Origin of the sequence: Corynebacterium confusum (assembly GCF_030408715.1) — a bacterium.
Classification (GTDB): Bacteria; Actinomycetota; Actinomycetes; order Mycobacteriales; family Mycobacteriaceae; genus Corynebacterium; species Corynebacterium confusum.
The window spans coordinates 1,979,652-1,998,636 of sequence record NZ_CP047202.1 but is presented as its reverse complement, the minus strand read 5'-3'; the positions used below and the strand labels follow the sequence as shown (position 1 = coordinate 1,998,636).

Genomic DNA, 18,985 nt, shown 5'->3' with positions numbered 1-18,985 from the left:
GCCGTGAGTTGGCGGAAGCCGAGATGGATAACGAGTTTTTACCAAAAGCGAGCGACAGTTCTTCGCCGCAAAGCAACGCGAACAGAAAAGTTCGAACTAATGCAGCAGGAGAAGGCGAACTACAGCATCAAACGCATGGCACGGCTATTAAAAGTGTCTCGGTCTGGATACTACAAAATGGGCCCATATGCAGTAGAAGCGACTATCCGGCAAAGATGAACGTGCAGCATTTTACGATGATGTCGACCGCAAGATTCATCAGATTTGGAAAGACTCCGATGAGGTTGATGGTGCTCCGCGGATCAACGCAGAACTTGCCGAGCGCTACCATATTGCGCTTGACCGTAAGACTGTGCGGGCAGCCCCAAGGGAGCGTGTCAAGTTGTTTGTGTGTGGGGCTGGGTTTATAGGTATTTGTCGAAGCGGTCGGGGTAGGCCACGGCCATTTGATTGATGGCTTGTTTCCAGCCGGAAACCCGGGCTCCTTCCATAAGCCTGCCGGCTGTTCTTGAGACTCGTTTGCCCTGCTTCGCCCTCTTTGCAGCTCGTTTGTCTTCAATATTGCAGATCATCAACCACAGTGTTTTAAGCGCTGATTCATCGTTGGTGAACTGCACCCTGTTGCGAGTAGCTTTACGCAGCTCGTTGTTAAACGACTCAATGGAATTCGTCGTATAGATAACCTTTCTGGCCGCTGGCGGGAACTGCAGAAACGGGACAAACCGGCCCCACGCGTCCTGCCAGACCTTGACTGAGCGGGGATACTTTTCTCCCAATTCAGAGGCTTCAAATTCGTCCAAAGCAGCACGGGCTGTGGGTTCATCCGCAGCGGTGTAAATCTTTTTTAACGCCGCCGATACACCCCGACGATCCCCGTAGGCTACCCACCGGTTCGCGGCACGAATCAGGTGCACGATACAGGTTTGCACCATCGAGTTCGGCCACGTTGCCTCGACTGCTTCAGGCAGGCCTTTCAGCCCGTCACAGCAGACAATAAAGACGTCTTTGACCCCACGATTAGCCAGGTTAGAGCACACCTGCGCCCAGAAGGAAGCGCCTTCTTCCTTGGCGATCCACAATCCTAAAATGTGCTTGATGCCGTCGAGGTCCACGCCGATTGCCATGTACGCGGACTTGTTGACAACCCGGCCGCCGTCGCGGACTTTAATACGCAGCGCGTCCAGGAACACCACGGGGTAGAACTCGTCTAGCTGGCGGTTTTGCCACACCATGACTTCATCCAAGACGGCGTCAGTAACTGCAGAAATCGTCTCATGGGAAATATCAACCCGCATCGCAGTTGCCATGTGGTGCTGGATATCCCTAATGGTCATCCCGCCGGCATACAAGCTGATGATCATGTCATCGACATCGGTCAAACGCCTCGAGCCTTTAGGGACCATAGTCGGCAAGAATGTTCCAGCCCGATCCCTAGGGATATCAACGGTAACTGGCCCGTAGTTAGAATCCACGGTTTTTGGGTAGGTTCCGTTGCGGTGATTGTCTGTCTCAGCTGCAGCTTTAGCTGCTCTATCGCCGGACTCGTAGCCAAGGTGAGCATCCATCTCAGCGTTTAATCCCCTAGTAATCGAGGCTTGTAGCATGCCCCGAACTAGGTCATTGGCATCCGTTGTCGATGTGCCTAGGTCATCAATGAGTTTCGCGATTTCAGGGTTAGCAAGCAGCTTCTTTTCAATCGCATCAATCTTGGCCTTATCAGCCGGATCTCGTCTCGTCACAGTAGTCATTCTGGTCCATCTCCTCATGCGGGTTAGGTTCCCACACACAAACCATCAGACACTCTCCCCCAAGGCGCAAAGAGGGCGAAGCAGTGCAAAGGAGTCTCAGTGACAGCCGGCAGACTCATGGAAGAAGCCGGAGTTTCCGGCTAGAAACAAGCCATCAACTAAATGGCCGTGGCCTACCCCAACCGCTTCGATAAAAGCCAATTAACCTACCCCCGCACACAAATAACCTGGTACGCCCCTTTTCTCTCCTCTTCTATCTCAAGGAGAAGATTCGACTCAGCGGTTTCCCTTTCTTTATGATTGGTAAACCATTCATAAAGGTCTTGCAGTAATTATTCAGCGTGGCTTGGTAAAGATCGTAATGCACATGGGTTCACAGAAGTGTGGTCCCATTACAATATGAAGGAGAGTACAGGTGCCTGCATTTTCGCGCATCTTAGGGTTAGATATAGCCCGATCATTTGCCATTATAGGCATGATTGTCATACATATGGCCTCGCTCGTGTGGTACAACAAGGTCATCCTCAACGGTCTTTCCGCAGCACTATTTGCGATATTTGCAGGTATTACGCTGATGATCATAGGCCGCGATTTCACTGTGGTTTCGTTTCTGCGGATTCTTGCGCGTGGCTGCATAATTGCCCTGATCGGGGTAGCACTGTTACCCGTTGGTGGAGAAATTCAAGTCGTTCTTGTGGTTATCGGTATTACCATGATCCTCGTTTCTTGGGTTCCACCATTGCGTTGGTGGTGGAAACTCTTCCTCTTTATCGCGGCAACGGTCGCTGCGACAGTGAAGTATGCTCCTATGACCTTGCCTCAGATTTACCCATTTCTGGCTTATGTCGCCTATATTCTCGCCGGAATGTTGCTCTTTGAGGTGTATGTGCGACATCATCGTGCTGCTGTTCAGTGGGGAGTTACTGCAGCTGGTGTAGTCCTCGCTGCTGTGGGTTTCTACTTCCGCTTTACTCCGGATGTACCTGGTTGGCTGCGTTTTACCGGCCATACGGGCGTGCTGGGGGAGATCGTATTGTCGGTTATGGTCGCTGCGGTCGTACTGCATCTGTGCCTTATTGTTGGCCGCACCGTACCTAGACTGGCCTATCCCTTCGTTGCCCTCGGTGCAATGTCTTTGAGCATCTACATTCTGCATGTGCTCACGGCCTACTACTGGCAGAGTCACATCGCTTTACATAGCACCGGCTGGGCCTGTGCTTTCATCGTATTCTTCCTCGCGTTTGCCACCCTGTGGCACCGCACAATAGGGAAGGGGCCCGCCGAGTGGTTTGTTTCCAAGGCCATCAACATTGCCGTTCCTGCTGGAAAGAAGGACCACCATGCAGCATAAACTTATTCCTGCTCTGCTTACCGTCGGTGTCATCACGCTGATTGCGCCCCCGGCTGGAGCCCTTGAATATGGTGAGCCAGCCGGCGATTCTGCCGAGGCTCGGACAGTTGCTGAGTTGAAGATAGGTCGCGTAGGAAATTTTGGCGATTGCACCGGTACCCTCGTTGCTGAGCAGTGGGTTCTTACTGCACGTCATTGCCTGTCTTCCGTCAACAATGAGGGCACGCAGGCCCGTATTAACGGGACTATTTATGATGCGGATTCATGGGCACTTTCTCCGGTTTCTGATGCTGCCCTTCTCCATCTCACTACCTCTGTTTCCGGTGTTAATCCTGCACCTATCGCCACCGATATACCGCAGCCCGGCCAGCGAGGTGTCATCTACGGATGGAGCAGTAGTTCCTCCATGGCTCGAAAAGGCCACCTACCCAAAGCGGAAATGGAAGTTTCTGAGATTCTTGGTGGTAGTCCGTCCAGCCATGTTGTCGAAGAGGGGAAGCAGCCAGATGTTCCGGAAGGAGTGGAAAGCGTTCCGGCTGCCGAGGCGATGCCTGGTGCTCCTGCGCCCGAGTCTGGTGACCTTGGTGAGGGGGCGATGCCGCCAGAGGGTGCTAGTTTGCCGGATGATTCGATGCCGCTGATTGGAAGCGCCCTCCTCGATGTACATTCGACGGGCCGTGCTGGTGTGCAGGGTGGTGACTCCGGCGGACCCTTCTTTGTGGACGGCAAACTTGCTGGACTTATGACTGCGGGTACCTCTAACGGGGATCCGGATTTGCCTTCACCTAGTGCAGCGATTACCACGTTGTCGGGTGCTAAAGAGTGGATTGACGGGATAGTCAGCGGGCGTGATACAGATTCCATTCTTAACGCGGAGAACTCACCTGAGCCGCCGAAAGTTCCGCAGACCAGCGGTGATCACGTGTGGTTGTATGTCGGTATCGCGACGATAGGGCTTATTGCTGCTGCGTTCATAGCGCGTATTCCTGGCTTGCGTGGTCGTTATCGCTAGGAGGGATATGTGACTTCTTACTAGCCTGAAGTGCCCCAGGTTTTGTTCCGTTTGAGTAGATGGGAAAATCTGGAATATGCCAAGAACCTTTGACCAGGATGCAAAGGACTGTGTGGTCTGCCTTGTGGAAGACCGCGTCTTGGCGGAGAATATGTCGATGTAAGCCGCGTGCCAGGCAGTAGCCCCAAAGCTGGGGGTTTCATGGCACACGGCACGTCCCTGGACTCGGTATGCCCGCCGTGCCGGAAACATCTCAGAACCCGTGCCTGAAATAGAAACTATGGCAACCGCCTGGGAACAAAACCCGGGGCACTTCAGGTGAACAAATTCCCCAACAGTAGCGATCTTTGGGGGTGCCGGTGCGTCCTGCGGCGGCGTCCAAGTCCCTAGGTCAATCTCTTTACGGATTTCTGAAGACCATCCTAGAGCTAACAATCTATCTGGGAAAGTTTTACGTGCTTTGTGGCGGTTGCCGTCCGGCCCCGCGTAGCGGGCCTGGAATCTCCCAGACTTCAGCTGACGGATAGACCCGAATCCTCGTGCCCAATTTGTGCCCACTCGTACCCACAAACTACCTCATTGGCGCGGTGCAGACAGAGATATCGCGCCAAAAACAGTGTTGGGATATTTCCTGTCCTAATCAGGGTAAACCATGAAAAGACCAGGTCCAGAACGGTAAGATTCCGCCTGGCCTAGCCTTATTGTGCGCCATCAGGGACTTGAACCCCGAACCCACTGATTAAGAGTCAGTTGCTCTGCCAATTGAGCTAATGGCGCATTGTTTCAAAAACTTGAGCCAATCTCTCGGCCGCTGTCCTTGCAACGGAAAATAACTTTAACCCCTTCAAAGAAAATAGTAAAATCGGCTGGTCATACCAGGTTTTTCGGGGTATTAACGCACCGTTATCGCGTGCTTCATGCTGAATGCAACGATTAGATATCAAAGTCGCTGCAGCGCCAATTTTGTGTACAACTTGAGGACGTTTTGTCGATATGGTTAGTGAGATTGGGTGACGAGCTCGCAGCGAAGGCGGCTCGGCGGCTGACTCGCAGGTTAAGAGAACCAGGCTAGATAAGGGTTTTGGATTTTGACTAGGACGATTTCGCTGCTGCGCCGCGGTGCAGTGACGGTAGTTGCATCCGTTACGGCGGTGTCACTGGCGGCGTGCACGATTGGCGATCCGGAGGGCAAGGACGCGGCGGCGCCGGAGGTGAGTGAGGCATCGGAGGTCGGTGCCACCAGCGTGGCTAAGAAGGAGAAGAAGGCTCCGGAGTTTTCCGTCAAGGACGGTGCCGAAGACGTCGATCCTTTCACGCCCGTAACTGTGAAGTCCCTGGGCAAGGGGCTAGAGACGGTTACCATGACTAACGAGCAGGGCTACGTCGTGGCCGAAAAGCTCTCGGACGATGGAAAGACCTGGTCGAGCGACGAGACGCTGGGCTACAACCGGACCTACAGCATCTACGCCAAGGACGAGAATGGGAAGGAAAAGACCGTCCAGTTCACCACCCCGGAAGCTAACGGCACCGCGGAGGTGGCCATGGCCCCGCTGGACGGCGCCGAGGTCGGCGTCGGGCAGACCGTGAACTTCCGTTTCGGCGTGCCCGTGCCGGACCGCAAGAAGGCCGAGGAGGCCCTGACGGTGGAGGCCTCCCCGGCGGTCGAGGGCGCGTTCCACTGGGTTAACGACTACGAGGTCCGCTGGCGTCCGCAGGAGTACTGGGAGCCGGGCACGAAGGTGACCGCGAAGGCGGAGATCGAAGGCGTCGACTTGGGCAACAAGGTGTACGGCGGCTCCAACAACGAGGCCAGCTTCACCATCGGCGACCGGGTCATCTCCATCGTGGACGACGCGACCAAGACCATGCGGGTCTACAAGAACCAAGAGCTGCTGCGCGAGATCCCGGTCTCGCTGGGGCGCGACGGCCAGTACGCGACCCCGAACGGGCGCTACATCATCGGCGACGAGCACGAGCAGCTCATGATGGACTCCACGACCTTCGGGCTGGCTCTCGATGCCGGCGGCTACCAGACCGTCGTCGACTATGCGACGCAGATGTCCTATTCGGGCATCTACGTCCACTCCGCCCCGTGGTCGGTCTGGGCGCAGGGCAACACGAACACCTCGCACGGGTGCATCAACGTCACCCCGGAGGCCGCCCAGTGGTTCCAGCAGGTGGTCGGCCGCGGCGACATCGTCCTGGTCAAGAACACCTCCGGTGGGGTGCTCTCGCCCTACGACGGGCTCGGCGATTGGAACATGTCCTGGGAGGACTGGAAGGTCGGCAACGCCTAGCCCGCCTAAGCCAACTCAACCTTTGCGGAGCGCGTGCTCCCCGCGGTCAGTGACTACCGTGGGGAGCATGCGTTTTTCTGTCTTAGATAGGGCCGCGGCGACCCCGGCCGAAACGGAGGCCGAGACCCTGCGCGGGGTGGCCGAGCACGCCCGGCACGTCGAGTCCTTGGGCTTCGAGCGCTTCACCGTCGCCGAGCACCACGGCGTCGACGGCATCCCCAGCGGGCAGCCGGCTCTTTTGGCGGCGTACGCGGCGGCGGCCACGCAGCGTCTGCGCGTAGGCACGGCGGGCATCATGGTGCCCGGGCACCCGCCCTTTCTCATCGCGGAGCAAGTGGCGACGCTGGCGGCACTGTACCCGGGCAGGGTGGACATCGGCCTGGGAAATTCCGTCGGGTTTACCGCCCCGGTGCGCACCGCGCTGCGCCAGGACAGCAAGGCCCGGGAGCGCTACGGCGAGGACCTGGGCGAGCTGCTGGGCTACCTGCGCGGCGATGCCGCAGTCACCGCCCGCCCGCGCCTCGAGGGAGAGGTGGGCCTGTTTCTGCTGGCCGGCTACGCCTCCGCGCGCACCGCCGGGCGCTTAGGCCTTGGCGTCATGCTGGGCGGGCCGGTGGGCACCCAGTTAAAGGCGGCCCAGGCCTACCGCGCGAACTTCCAGCCCAGCGAATTTTGCCCTGCCCCGCACGTGATTTCTTCGCTGAATATCGCCGTGGCGGAAACGGAGCGCAAGGCAGCGGACCTGCTGGCCCCGGAGGCCTACGCGCAGGCAATGGCCCAGTCCACCGGCCGCTTCAGCCCGCTGGTGCCGGCCGTGGACCTGGATCTCGCCGCGATGACCAGCCAGCAGCGCGCCCGCATGCGCGACATCCAGGCCCACCACGTGGTGGGTACGCCGCGAACAGTGGGGCGGGAGCTAGCGGCAATTGCTAGCCAGCTGGGCGTGGAGGAGTTCTTGGTGACGGGCGATATCCCGGACCGCGCTGGCCGAGCCGAGAGCGAAAGGCTCCTGGTGCACCAACTAGCTCACTAGGGATAGCAAAAAGCAGGCCAAGGAATCCTTGACCTGCTTTAACTTTGGGGTGGCTGACGGGGCTCGAACCCGCGACACCCAGGATCACAACCTGGTGCTCTACCAGCTGAACTACAGCCACCATCGCTGCCTTAGCAGCGCTATTTAGGTTAACCCATGAACGGCGAATTACAAAAACGCCTGGTAAGCGTGGGTGCTTTCGGCCTTCGCCTCGAGGGCCTGGCCGCTGTCCGGGCCGCCGTCGGTGCGGAAGACGCTGCGGCGGTAGTAGTCCAGCTCGCGGATGGACTCCACGATGTCCTGCAACGCGCGGTGGGCCAGCCCCTTGTCCGGCTGGTGGAAATACGCTTTCGGGTGCCAGCGTCGCGCCAGCTCCTTGATGGTGGAGACATCGATCATGCGGTAATGTAGCGCTTGGTCCAGTCGGGGCATGTAGCGCCGGATGAAGGTGCGGTCCGTGGCGATGGAATTGCCGGCCAGCGGGGCGGGGTGCTCTGGGTCGCAGTGGGCTGCGACCAGCTCGAGGACGGCCTGCTCGGCCTGCTCGACGGTGGTGTGGGAGGCGCGGATTTCGGTGTCCAGCCCGGAGTTGGCGTGCATCTCGGTGACCACGTCGTCCATCTGCGCCAGCTCGTCCTCGGTGGCGTGGACGACGAGGTCGATGCCCTCGCCCAGGATGTTCAGGTTGCCGTCGGTGATAACGGCCGCGATCTCCACGATGACGTGGCGGTCCGGTTCCAGACCGGTCATTTCCAGATCGATCCACACCAGGCGGTCATGTTTGGGGGCTATCTCTTGCTTGTGCATAACCACCAGTCTAGCTACCCCATCTGCGAGTAGAACTTGCCCACCAGCGGCGCGATAAGCGGCGTCGGCAGCACCTGGCTAATCGTATTCATCGCCTTGGACAACGGGCCCGGCACCACGCGGCGCTGGTTGCGGGCCATGGCCGCCAGAGTTTCCTGCGAGCAGGACTCGTAGGTCGTCCACAGGAAGTCCGGCACGACCTTGTCGACGATGGACTGTTCCTCCGCGGGGACGACGGCGTCCCGGACCGGGCCGGGCGCGAGCAGCGTGCAGCTGACCCCGCTGCCGGCCAGCTCGTAGTGCAGCGCCTCCGTAAAGGCGTTGACGCCGGCCTTGGTGAAGACGTAGGTGGCGTTGTTGGGGATGGGGATGTTGCCGGCCGCCGAGCCCACGTTGCAGATGGCGCCGCGCCGCCGCGGCAGCATCTGCTCCAGCACCGCGCGGGTAATCCGGTGCACGGCCGTGGCGTTGAGCTGGAACTGGTCGGTCTCGTAGCCGAAGTCCTGCTCCATAAATGGGCCAAAGCTAGCGATGCCGGCCGAATTGACCAGGATGCTCACCTCCCGGCCGCGGATAAATTCGATGAGCCGGTCGACGTCCTCGGCGCGGGAGAGGTCGGCGTCGAAAGCCACGGCCTCGACGTCGTGGGCCGCGCGCAGCTCGGCCGCGATCTTCTCCAGCACCTCCTTGCGCCGGGCGACCAAGACCACGTTGTGGCCCAAAGCGGCTAGGTCACGGGCCATGGCCTCGCCGATGCCCTGGCTGGCGCCGGTGATCAGAGCAAAAGAATGGCGGGTGGGGGCAGGCAGTCCGGATTTTTTCGGCATAGCGGATTCAAGTCCTTTCGCGGATGGTGCATTCGACCTTAGGCGGTGCCACTCAGCCTAGCGAAAAGATCCGGGTTAGTTCAGGGAAAAACCCTGATGCGCTGCGGGACAATCCACGGTTGAATAGGAAGGTGAAAGGAAAGCCCCGACCCCCAAAAAGGAGAAGATCCCCCATGAACGACAAACTCCACCGCTCCACCACCGACAGCTACCTCGCCGGCGTGTGCGGCGGCATCGCCGAGACCTACAACGTGGACGCCACCCTGGTACGCGCCCTGTTCGCCATCGCCACGCTGGCCGGCGCCTCGGGCCTGGCCATCTACATCGTGCTGTGGATCTGCATGCCGGAAGGCCCGCAGGCCTAGGCCCGGCCCCGCGCTATTGCAGCGGGCCGAAGTCCATGAATTCCCGCCAGGTATCCCATTCTTCCTGCAGGGCCGCCCGGCGGGATTCTTTGCTGGCGTGCCCGTCGATGAGGCTGGCGTCCTGCATCCGGATGCCGTTGTCGAAAAAGAGAGCGGCGTGCCCGGAGGCCCCGTAGCGGATGACCGGGATGAGGTTGAGCCCGTCGAAGGACAGGCGCGCGTTCGGGCGCACGTCCAAGCCCGCGATGGCCGCCAAGGTGGGCGCGAGATCCATGGGGGAGACCAGCTCCTGGGAGGTGCCGCCTTCGGCCACGCCGGGCCAGAAGATGCTCATGGGCCCCGGGGAATCGCTGAGCGTGGCCACGGCCACGACGCCGGTATCCGGCAGCGAGCCCGGCTCCTCCCACAGGCGGAAGACGTTCTCGCCCGGCTGGGCGGGCTCTGCCCCCTCGGTGACGCGCCAGCCGGCGTCGGCGAAGACGTCGGAGATGCGGTAGCGCGCGCGGCGCTGCGGGTACTGCCCGGTCAGCACCGCGTTGCGGGCCGAGGGGTAGTCCGCGGCGGGCGGGTAGCAGTTATCGAAGCGCAGGCCCGGCGGGGCCAGTTCGGTGGGCCAGTGGGAGAAAGTAGCCAGGGTGATGTCCATGGCTGCCATTTTAGTCCCGCTCAGGCGGGAGAAAGCGGTGCCCCCACCAGGATTCGAACCCGGGACACGCGGGGTAGAAACCCGCTGCTCTATCCACTGAGCTATAGGGGCTAACAAGGGGTAGGCGCCGCGCTGCCGCGCAGTGCAGGACAGATTTTACTCGACCGGCCCGGCGCCGGAGACACACGGCCCGCTAGCTGGTCGCCGCACCGTTGTCCGCGCGCTGCTTGCCGACCTTCTTGACCAGCTCGATAAGCCGCTGGGTGGCCGGCGAAAGGTCGGCGTCGCGCCGGGTGAGCAGGATGCCGCTCATCATCGGCAGCTCCTCCTTGAGCTGGCGGTAGTGGATGCCTTCGGACTTGAACGTGCGGGCGGTCTCCGGGAAAAGCGCAACCCCCAGCCCACCGGCGACCAGCGGGATGGCGGTCTGGAGCGTAGATATTTCCTGCCGGCGGGCGGGCACGGCATCGGGGTGGTCGGCCCAGAGCTCGTCCAGCAGCTCCGTGAGCCCGATAAACTCCGGGTTGCGGGGCACGACCACCCAAGTCTCGTCGCGGATGTCGTAGAGCGAGACCGGATCCGGCAGGTCGGTCAGGCGCTCGGGCAGGCCGACCACCCAGGGGAAGCGGGCGAACTCGACGACGTCGAGCTGGCGGGAGAAGCGCCGCGCGACCGCGGTCGGGTCGGTGACTGGCAGCAGGCCGACGTCGACGGTGCCGTCCAGGACCCGCTCCAGCGTGATGCTGGGGGAGGGGTCTTCGACGTAGACCTCCACGTCGGGGGCCTCCTGCAGCATCTGGTGCAGGACGGCGGGCATGACGGTCCAGTTGAACTCGGGTGCCGAGCACACCGAGACGGCCCCGGCCAGCCCGCCGGCCATTTCCCTAATGCGCTGGATGGTCTGGCTGAGCAGGGCGTCGAGCTTGACCGCGGTTTTGTAGACGTAGTTTCCGGCGTCCGTCGGGGTGACCCCGGCGCGGCTGCGGTTGAGCAGCTGGATGTCGAGCTCGTCTTCGAGCTTGCGGATGGATAGGCTCAGCGAGGGCTGGGTCATCTCCATCGCCGCCGCGGCGTGCGTGAATCCGCCGTGGTCAACCACGCTGCGGAAGTAGTGCAGCTGACGAGAATCCATAAATCCCATCGTGCCAGAAAATAGACCATTAATCATTTTCGTTATGGAAACGTCGCCGAAGTAGAATAGCGGCATGTCTTTCAGCCACGCCACCGACGCGGATGCGGATGCGACGAAGAAGCCTAGCCCCAGTAACCGCATCCAGCAGGTGCGATCCAGTTGGGGTATTTACGCGGCAGCCACGGTCTTCGCCGGCGTGGTCGGAGGGTTCATCTCGATGTTTTTCCTGGCCGACTCGCTGCAGGCCCTAGGCATTCCCGATCCGGGCCGTCTGACCACCATCGGCCTGCCGGCGTTCCGGGGTGCGGCCTGGATGCTCATGGCCCTGGCCGTGGGCTCCTACCTGACCTCGGCGCTCCTAATCTCCCCGGCCGTGCCGGAGGGGGACAACGAACGGCTTATCGATGCCCCCTTGACCGTCGACGGTCACCTCGCCGCCCGCACCGGCATGTTTGCCTCCTTCGTCGTGGCCATCGTCTCGCTGCTGGAAATCCCGCTGGTCATGTCGGATGTCTCCGGCACGCCCTTCGTCCAGGTCTTAAGCCCCGACATGCTGGGCCTGGCGCTGTCCCAGGTGGCCACCGCCCAGGCGTGGCTGGCGACCGCGGTGATCGCGGCGCTGGTCGGCGTGCTGACCCTGTTCAGCCAGCAGTGGTCCCTGCAACCGGTGCTGCTCTTTTTGTCGATCACCATGGTGGTTCCCCTGGGCTTCGACGGGCACTCGGCCTCCGGTGGAGACCACGACTACGGCACCAACTCCTACCTCTGGCACCTGTTATTCGTGGTGCTCTGGGTCGGCGGCCTCATGGCGCTCATCGCCCACGGCCGGCGCCTGGGTCCGGAGATGGGGCAGGCGGTGCGCCGCTATTCCACGCTCGCGCTCGTCGCCGCGCTGGCGATGTCCGCCTCCGGCGTGGTCAACGCCGCCATCCGCGTGGAGTGGTCGGACTGGCTGACCACCCGCTACGGGCTGATCATCACCACCAAGACCGTGCTGCTGGTCGTGCTGGCCTTTCTGGGCTTTGTCCACCGCCAGTTGACCATCCCGCAGCTGGACAAGCGCCCGCGGCTGTTCCTGCGGGTGGCGGTGGTGGAGGTGGCCGTCATGGCCGCCACGGTCGGCGTGGCCATCACCATGGGCCGCACGCCGCCCCCGCCGCCGCGGGATCCCAACCTGAACGCCATGCAGATCCAGCTGGGCTACGAGCTCTTCGAGCGCCCCACCTTCTGGAACGTGTGGACCTTTTTCCGCTTTGACATCATGTTCGGGGTCATCGGCCTGGTGCTGGCGGGGCTGTATATCTACGCCCTCTACCGGCTACGCAAGATCGGGCTGAGCTGGTCGCCCATGCGCACCACCTGGTGGATGCTCGGCGCGCTGGGCATGACCGTCGTGATGTCGACGGGCATCGGCCTGTACTTCCCGGCCATGTACTCCACGCACATGCTGGGGCACATGGTCCTGTCCATGGTCATCCCGCTGTTCCTGGTACTCGGCGCGCCGCTCACCCTCCTCATGGAGGCCTTCCCCGTGGGGCGGCCGGGCCGGCCCAGCCTGCACGACTACGCCGTCGCGGTGACGAAGTCGCGCATCCTGCGCGCCATCACCCACCCGGCCGTGAACCTCCTGCAGTTCCTGGTGGTCTTCTATGCCATCTACCTGTCCTTCGACTTCTACGAGATCGCCATCTCGGAGCACGCCGGCCACGTCCTGATGAACTGGATGTTCCTGCTGTCCGGTTACCTCTACTTCTGGGAGGTCATCGGCCCGGACCCGCTGCCGAACCGCGCGCCGGTGCACATCCGCCTGTTCGTGCTGTTTTTGTCCATGCCGGTCCACCTCTACATGGGTGTCTACCTCATGCAGCTCAACGCCATCTTGGGTGAGGAGTTCTACAACTCCCTGAACCTGCCGTGGGATATCGACCTGCTGGCGGACCAGCGCGAGGGCGGCGGCATCGCCTGGGGCTTTGGGCAGTTCCCGCTGGTTATCGTCTTCGGCAAGCTCTTTGTCGATTGGCTGCGCGAGGATCGCAACACCGCCGCGCGCCACGACGCGAAGGCGGATGTGGACCACGACGCCGACTTGGAGGAGTACAACCGCATGTTGGCCGGGCTGAGCGAGGATGGTGACATTAGTCGGTTCCGGCAGTTGTAGGCACCTCACCAGAGCTCATAGCGCTTAACGATGTCACTCAGTCCCCACCATAGGTATATTTCTCGCCGTGGGGGCGGGGTTTATCCACAGGTACGGCCGGCGCCGGTTTACAGCCACGGCCGCCTCGGCGAGCATGGCCACCAGCGGCCCGCGACCGCGGGGCGCGAAAAACACTATTTGCTCGAGGGGAATTAATCCGAGATGTCACAACTGTCCATCACCGTTTTTGGCCACCTGACCCATAACCCACAGCTCGTTAAGTTCAACGACGACACCATGAAAACCAACCTGCGCGTCGCCTCCTCGCGGCGCGTGCGCGATAACTCCACCCAGTCCACCGACACCTGGAAAGACTCCGACCTGTTGTTCATGGACGTCGAGGTCTGGGGCCAGCTGGCCCAGTCCTGCCGCATCACCCTGCAAAAGGGGATGCCGATTATCGCCGTTGGCTCGCTGGTGACCAGCCAGTGGACTACTGAGTCTGGCGAGGCCCGCAGCCGCATCTACCTGAAGGCCTCATGGCTGGGCCTGGACATGAACCGCTGGGTTATCGGCGCCCGCAAGATCGAAACCGTCACCAACGCCGCCGGGGTGGAGATCCCGGGCGAGAGCGTCCTGGACTACCCGGTGGACAAGGACCTGTCGAAATCCGCGCCCAAGCAGCCGGAGCCGGCACAAGCCGCGGAGTCTGCGGAATCCGGGGACGATAGCAACGGAGAGGGGGATACCGCCACCGATACCGCGGGTGATCGCGCCGCCGCCAGCGCGCGCAGCGTCCTGAGCTAATCCGCCAGCTACTTCACGACCCGTCGGCGCCCTGCGGTGCCGGCGGGTTCCTTGCCTTAAGGGGTAGCCACCGGGCAACTTGCGGTAGTGTTTGTGGTGATAAAAACCTAACCCAATGGACGAAAAGGGGAATGATGGGCGAGTTCATCTACACGATGAAAAACGTGCGCAAGGCTATCGGAGACAAGGTCATCCTGGACAATGTCACCATGGCCTTCTACCCGGGCGCCAAGATCGGCGTCGTGGGGCCAAACGGCGCCGGCAAGTCCTCGATCTTGAAGATCATGGCCGGTCTGGACCAGCCCTCCAACGGTGAGGCTTTCCTGGATCCGGGCGCCACCGTCGGCATCCTGCAGCAGGAGCCGCCGCTGAACGAGGAGAAGACGGTCCGCGAGAACGTCGAGGAGGGCCTCGGCGACATCTTCGAGAAGAAGCAGCGCTTCGAACAGATCGCGGAAGAGATGGCCACCAACTACACCGACGAGCTTATGGAAGAGATGGGCAAGCTGCAGGAAGAGCTCGACGCCGCCGATGCCTGGGAGGTCGACTCCAAGATCGAGCAGGCCATGGAGGCCCTGCGCTGCCCGCCGTCCGATGCCCCGGTCACCAACCTCTCCGGTGGTGAGCGCCGCCGCGTCGCACTGGCCAAGCTGCTGCTGAGCGAGCCGGACCTGCTGCTGCTCGACGAGCCCACCAACCACCTGGACGCCGAGTCCGTCCAGTGGCTGGAAAAGCACCTCCAGGACTACCCGGGCGCCGTGCTGGCCGTGACCCACGACCGCTACTTCCTGGACCACGTCGCCGGCTGGATCTGCGAGGTCGACCGCGGCAAGCTCTACCCGTACGAGGGCAACTACTCGACCTACCTGGAAAAGAAGCAGGAGCGCCTCGAGGTCGCCGGCAAGAAGGACGCCAAGCTGCGCAAGCGCCTGAAGGACGAGCTGGCCTGGGTGCGCTCCGGCGCGAAGGCCCGCCAGGCCAAGAACAAGGCCCGTCTGGAGCGCTACGAGGAGATGGCTGCCGAGGCCGAGAAGTACAAGAAGCTCGACTTCGAAGAAATCCAGATCCCCACCCCGCCGCGCCTGGGCAACAAGGTTGTCGAGGCCAAGGACCTGGTCAAGGGCTTCGGCGACCGCGTGCTCATCAAGGACCTGTCGTTCACGCTGCCGCGCAACGGCATCGTGGGCGTTATCGGCCCGAACGGCGTGGGCAAGACGACCCTGTTCAAGACCATCGTCGGGCTGGAAGAGCCAGACGCGGGCTCCGTGGAGGTCGGCGACACCGTCAAGCTGTCCTACGTGGACCAGAACCGTGAGAACATCGACCCCGAGGCCACCGTCTGGGAGGTCGTCTCCGGAGGCCTGGACTACATCCACGTCGGCCAGAACGAGATGCCCTCGCGCGCCTACCTGTCCGCCTTCGGCTTCAAGGGCCCGGACCAGCAGAAGCCGTCCAAGGTGCTCTCCGGCGGTGAGCGCAACCGCTTGAACCTCGCGCTGACCCTGAAGGAAGGCGGCAACCTGATCCTCCTGGACGAGCCGACGAACGACCTCGACGTCGAGACCCTCGGCTCGCTGGAAAACGCCCTCGAGCAGTTCCCGGGCTGCGCCGTGGTCATCTCCCACGACCGCTGGTTCCTGGACCGCACCTGTACCCACATCCTGGCGTGGGAAGGCAACGTCGAAGAGGGCAAGTGGTTCTGGTTCGAAGGCAACTTCGGCGACTACGAGAAGAACAAGGTCGAGCGCCTCGGCGAGGAAGCCGCCCGCCCGTCGCGCGTGACCCACCGCAAGCTGACCCGCTAGACAACGCAGTTAAAGGAGCAGGATGTCCATCCACACCCACGAGGTACCGGTCCGCTGGTCGGATTTCGATCGCTATGGCCACTTGATGAACGCGAACTACGTCGAGCTCGCACAGGAAGCGCGGCTGGCGTTCGCGGAAGACAAGTTCTACTCGCAGGGGCACGAATTCGCAGCTTTCGTGCGACACTTGGACTTGGACTTCCGCCTGCCCATCGAGCCGCGCGGCACCACCTCCGTGGTGGTCGAGACGCAGGTCGTCGAACTGGGCAACAGCTCCCTGACCACACGCCAGGAGATCAAGGACAAGAACGGCCGGGTCGCCTGCGTGGTGGAATGCGTACAGGTCGCCGTGGATCTAGAGACCCAGCGCCCCCGCCCGCTTAGCGATGCCGAGCGCGACATCCTCACCCAGGTAGGGGAAGAGTAGGTGCCGAACGAGTCGCTGGATCTGCGCAACGGGGGCAAGGGGCTGCAGGTGCTGGTGAGTCGGGCGATCGGCGTTGATGGCGGGTGCTCGGCGCGGCTGCGCCAGCTGACGGAGCACGAGGTCGATGTCTTCATCACCACGCCTTTCGAGGTCGTCGTCTCGCGCCGCGTGGAGGGGAAAGTCTCCCGCGACGGGGCCGTGGTTTCCGCCTATCTGCTGCAGCAGGAGCTGCTGAAACACAACGCCGCCGGCAAGCTGGAGCTGGGCCCGGCCCGCGATCCCGTCTGGCCGGGCGCGCTACCGCCGATGGACGGCTTCCGGCTGCTGGACCACCTGCCGGTAGAAGTCGTGCGCGAGCTTGCCGATGCCGGCCAGGCCCTAGCCCGCCAGTTCTCCGGACCGTTGGGCCCGCCGTCGAGCCTGATGAACCAGACCGTGGTCACCGTCGAGGGCCATGGCAAGCAGGTCGAGGTGCCCATGCGCGTGATTTTCGCCTGCACCAGTCTGGGGCTCATCCCCGGCTTCTCCGCGCCCACCGACGTCCCGCGGCACCTACGCGTCGCGGCGAAGGGCCGCTGGGTACGCCTCGATGCGCCCTTCGGTACTGTCTACCACTCCAACCGGCTATCCTTGTTCTAGCCTTGTTCTAGGAAGTTCTAGTTTTCCACAGGCTGCGGTTCCCGAGTGTTCACTATTGCATTCGGGCGGCGGAGTTATCCACAGGCGCGAATTTGTGCCCTTGTGGGGGTTGACGCGTGCTTCTAGCGTGTGAGCCATGACAGCAACGACAGCCTTGGACACTGTGAAAGCAGCGCACGCCATCTTCGCGGACGGGATCCAGTATTTGGACCTATGCCGCCAACTCAGCCTGCCTGCCCTCAAGGCTGTCATGTCCGATGTTGCCGCGGCCGCGCACTTTCGTGCCTGCCAGACCTTCTTCGGGAAGACGGCCTTTACGAAAAAGCAAGCCGCCGCCCGCCGAGCCGCCGCCGAATCCGGCCACCACCTAGACACCCTCGCGGTGTTGGGCCTGACCCCCGGAAAGTAGACACGTCGGGGGGTTAGCTATGCTGCTTGGAATTAAGGAGGTGATGAACGAAGAAAGTATTTCTTTGAAAGTTGTTCGATGGCTAAGTTTTTTGTTCGCCGCAGCGTACTTTTTATATACTTTTTATGCGATTGCCAGGTTCGTGAGAGAGTGAGTAAAATTCTTGTTTAAGGAAATTCGAGATCTTAAGCCAGTGTCTGTATCGATGCTAATACTGACTTCGGTGGCTTCGTGGATGCTTTCTCTTTCCCTAGGGATGACAATTGTCGGTGCGCAAGCCTCTGAGACAGATGCTGGTGAGCAGTTCTCCGCGATGGGTGGGCTTCAGATTGCGTTGACATGCCTGGCAGTGCTGATGTGTCTTCCTTCTGTTGTGAAAGTTGCTATCCGTCGTGATTCGCGTCGTATTGCCCTTTGGCAGGTGATCGGAGCTTCTCCCCGAAGCGCGAGGTTTCGATATATCGGGATAGCTACTATGAGTGCTCTGGTGGGTGCTTTCGTCGGAGGTATTTTAGCTTTTCTGTCATGGCCAACTTTCGGCGATATTATCGCTCATACCGGGTTCCTAATGTTACCTAGTTTATCTGAACCGTTGTCTGGTTGGGCCTGGAGTTTTGGACCTGGGGCATCTTTTGTGGTGTTGGTTCTAGCGTTGTTCTTGGGGACGGGAAAGCTGAGAAAGGTTGAGCCGGTGGAAGCGGTCATGGATATCCCTGAGCAAGCTTCTTCTCGCGGAATTGTCCGCCTTCTAGCCTCCATGTTTATTTTGAGTGGATTACTTGTTGGATACATTAGTATTGCCTCTACGTCGCCAATTGATGATATGGAGCGCCTCGGTGGCCTACTCTCGTCATATTGGGGTATTGGGCTTGGGCTATTGTTGGCTTACGGCATATCTGATCGGGTTGTTATCCGCCCAGTTGTCAGCCTAATTGGGTGGTTACTGCCGTTGAACTTTTTAGATAGTTGGGTACTTGCCCGAACTACTGCTCGTCGACGCGCTACGTTGTCTACATCAGTGATCACGCCCCTTGTAGTTGCTGCGGCTTCGGTGGGTTGTATCTTCGGTATGGTTAATCAAACTAAGAATATTATGATGGCCTCGGGGGCAAGTGAGTCTGACCTTCAAGTTAGCCCTACCAGCCAGATTGTCTTGATTTTCGGTGCTCCCGTCATTGTCGCCGCATTTGCGGGAGTGATAGCTGTCTATCTCACCAACGAGTGGAGAAGGCATGATGTTGCTTTGCTGCAAACTTTGGGTGCTACCACTTCTTCTATTCGGTGGTCGGCTGTCTTTGAATGCTTGATCTATTTTCTGTCAGCGGTCGTGATCTCCACGATGATCTTAGGTACCAATGCTCTAGCTATGGGAGCAGCGTTGGGTAATGGTCCCGTCCCTGGCGCAGGCCCAGCATGGGTGGGCAACGAAACATACTTTTTGCTTATAGGCGGATTTTCACTATTGGCAATATCCATCGTCCTTCCGACTCTTCAGGAAACAAAGACGCTCAATATGACTGCTATCGCACGCTAAAAGGAGAAG

General features: G+C 60.8%; 17 protein-coding genes, 3 tRNA genes and 1 pseudogene. 12 read left to right on the top strand and 9 right to left on the bottom strand.

What is annotated here, in order from left to right; genetic code table 11:
• Positions 1 to 404: 404 nt before the first annotated feature.
• Entirely contained in the window at positions 405 to 1,748 is a 1,344-nt protein-coding gene (locus CCONF_RS09270; RefSeq protein WP_290222401.1) for an IS256 family transposase, read from the bottom strand.
• A gap of 475 nt (positions 1,749 to 2,223) precedes the next feature.
• On the opposite strand from CCONF_RS09270, the gene CCONF_RS09265 reads away from it, so the two are divergent.
• Both CCONF_RS09265 and CCONF_RS09260 read left to right on the top strand, forming a co-directional pair.
• Entirely contained in the window at positions 2,224 to 3,099 is an 876-nt protein-coding gene (locus CCONF_RS09265) for a DUF418 domain-containing protein (RefSeq protein WP_435384104.1), read from the top strand.
• Positions 3,089 to 4,111: a trypsin-like serine protease gene (locus CCONF_RS09260; protein ID WP_290222991.1), complete on the top strand. Its 1,023-nt coding sequence runs from the start codon at positions 3,089 to 3,091 to the stop codon at positions 4,109 to 4,111. The genes CCONF_RS09265 and CCONF_RS09260 overlap by 11 nt, the downstream gene beginning before the upstream one ends.
• 402 nt (positions 4,112 to 4,513) lie before the next feature.
• Here CCONF_RS09260 and CCONF_RS11580 read toward each other — a convergent pair.
• Positions 4,514 to 4,669, bottom strand: a pseudogene (locus CCONF_RS11580) (tyrosine-type recombinase/integrase); the annotation flags it as partial.
• A 146-nt stretch (positions 4,670 to 4,815) separates the two neighbouring features.
• Positions 4,816 to 4,888 (bottom strand) — tRNA-Lys (locus tag CCONF_RS09255).
• A gap of 311 nt (positions 4,889 to 5,199) precedes the next feature.
• Here CCONF_RS09255 and CCONF_RS09250 point away from each other — a divergent pair.
• Both CCONF_RS09250 and CCONF_RS09245 read left to right on the top strand, forming a co-directional pair.
• Positions 5,200 to 6,408: a L,D-transpeptidase gene (locus CCONF_RS09250; RefSeq protein ID WP_290222989.1), complete on the top strand. Its 1,209-nt coding sequence runs from the start codon at positions 5,200 to 5,202 to the stop codon at positions 6,406 to 6,408.
• A gap of 67 nt (positions 6,409 to 6,475) precedes the next feature.
• Complete coding sequence (locus CCONF_RS09245) at positions 6,476 to 7,441, top strand: MsnO8 family LLM class oxidoreductase (protein ID WP_290222986.1); 966 nt, start codon at positions 6,476 to 6,478, stop codon at positions 7,439 to 7,441.
• Between the two features lie 45 nt (positions 7,442 to 7,486).
• Here the strand turns inward: CCONF_RS09245 and CCONF_RS09240 are convergent.
• From CCONF_RS09240 to cmrA, 3 genes are all read right to left on the bottom strand, one after another.
• Positions 7,487 to 7,562 (bottom strand) — tRNA-His (locus CCONF_RS09240).
• 47 nt (positions 7,563 to 7,609) lie between these two features.
• Positions 7,610 to 8,248 carry an oligoribonuclease gene (gene orn, locus CCONF_RS09235; RefSeq protein WP_290222984.1) on the bottom strand — a complete coding sequence of 213 codons (639 nt, stop codon included), beginning with the start codon at positions 8,246 to 8,248 and terminating at the stop codon, positions 7,610 to 7,612.
• Between the two features lie 14 nt (positions 8,249 to 8,262).
• A complete protein-coding gene (gene cmrA / locus CCONF_RS09230; RefSeq protein ID WP_290222983.1) occupies positions 8,263 to 9,075 on the bottom strand; it encodes a mycolate reductase in 813 nt (270 codons plus the stop codon).
• Between the two features lie 173 nt (positions 9,076 to 9,248).
• On the opposite strand from cmrA, the gene CCONF_RS09225 reads away from it, so the two are divergent.
• A complete protein-coding gene (locus CCONF_RS09225; RefSeq protein WP_290222981.1) occupies positions 9,249 to 9,440 on the top strand; it encodes a PspC domain-containing protein in 192 nt (63 codons plus the stop codon).
• A gap of 13 nt (positions 9,441 to 9,453) precedes the next feature.
• On the opposite strand, the gene CCONF_RS09220 is transcribed toward CCONF_RS09225, so the two are convergent.
• The 3 genes from CCONF_RS09220 to CCONF_RS09210 form a co-directional block, all read right to left on the bottom strand.
• Complete coding sequence (locus tag CCONF_RS09220; protein ID WP_290222979.1) at positions 9,454 to 10,086, bottom strand: hypothetical protein; 633 nt, start codon at positions 10,084 to 10,086, stop codon at positions 9,454 to 9,456.
• A 38-nt stretch (positions 10,087 to 10,124) separates the two neighbouring features.
• Positions 10,125 to 10,197 (bottom strand) — tRNA-Arg (locus CCONF_RS09215).
• An 82-nt stretch (positions 10,198 to 10,279) separates the two neighbouring features.
• Positions 10,280 to 11,218 (bottom strand): LysR family transcriptional regulator, encoded by a 939-nt coding sequence (locus tag CCONF_RS09210; protein WP_290222976.1) that lies wholly within the window; start codon positions 11,216 to 11,218, stop codon positions 10,280 to 10,282.
• Positions 11,219 to 11,291: 73 nt separating this feature from the next.
• Between CCONF_RS09210 and CCONF_RS09205 the strand changes: the two genes are divergently transcribed.
• The 7 genes from CCONF_RS09205 to CCONF_RS09175 all read left to right on the top strand — a co-directional run bounded on the left by CCONF_RS09205 (position 11,292) and on the right by CCONF_RS09175 (position 18,976).
• On the top strand, positions 11,292 to 13,376 hold the full coding sequence (locus CCONF_RS09205; protein WP_290222974.1) for a bifunctional copper resistance protein CopD/cytochrome c oxidase assembly protein: 2,085 nt from the start codon (positions 11,292 to 11,294) through the stop codon (positions 13,374 to 13,376).
• A gap of 201 nt (positions 13,377 to 13,577) precedes the next feature.
• A complete protein-coding gene (locus CCONF_RS09200) occupies positions 13,578 to 14,162 on the top strand; it encodes a single-stranded DNA-binding protein (RefSeq protein WP_290222971.1) in 585 nt (194 codons plus the stop codon).
• 134 nt (positions 14,163 to 14,296) lie between these two features.
• Positions 14,297 to 15,967 carry an energy-dependent translational throttle protein EttA gene (gene ettA, locus CCONF_RS09195; RefSeq protein ID WP_290226375.1) on the top strand — a complete coding sequence of 557 codons (1,671 nt, stop codon included), beginning with the start codon at positions 14,297 to 14,299 and terminating at the stop codon, positions 15,965 to 15,967.
• 22 nt (positions 15,968 to 15,989) lie between these two features.
• On the top strand, positions 15,990 to 16,394 hold the full coding sequence (locus CCONF_RS09190; RefSeq protein WP_290222969.1) for an acyl-CoA thioesterase: 405 nt from the start codon (positions 15,990 to 15,992) through the stop codon (positions 16,392 to 16,394).
• The gene (locus CCONF_RS09185; protein ID WP_290222967.1) at positions 16,395 to 17,033 is read left to right on the top strand and encodes a DUF8185 domain-containing protein; all 639 of its coding nucleotides are present in this window, start codon (positions 16,395 to 16,397) and stop codon (positions 17,031 to 17,033) included. It begins immediately after the preceding gene.
• 136 nt (positions 17,034 to 17,169) lie between these two features.
• Positions 17,170 to 17,442 (top strand): hypothetical protein, encoded by a 273-nt coding sequence (locus CCONF_RS09180; protein WP_290222965.1) that lies wholly within the window; start codon positions 17,170 to 17,172, stop codon positions 17,440 to 17,442.
• Between the two features lie 223 nt (positions 17,443 to 17,665).
• Positions 17,666 to 18,976, top strand: a complete 1,311-nt coding sequence (locus CCONF_RS09175) for an FtsX-like permease family protein (RefSeq protein ID WP_290222963.1) — start codon at positions 17,666 to 17,668, stop codon at positions 18,974 to 18,976.
• Positions 18,977 to 18,985: the final 9 nt, after the last annotated feature.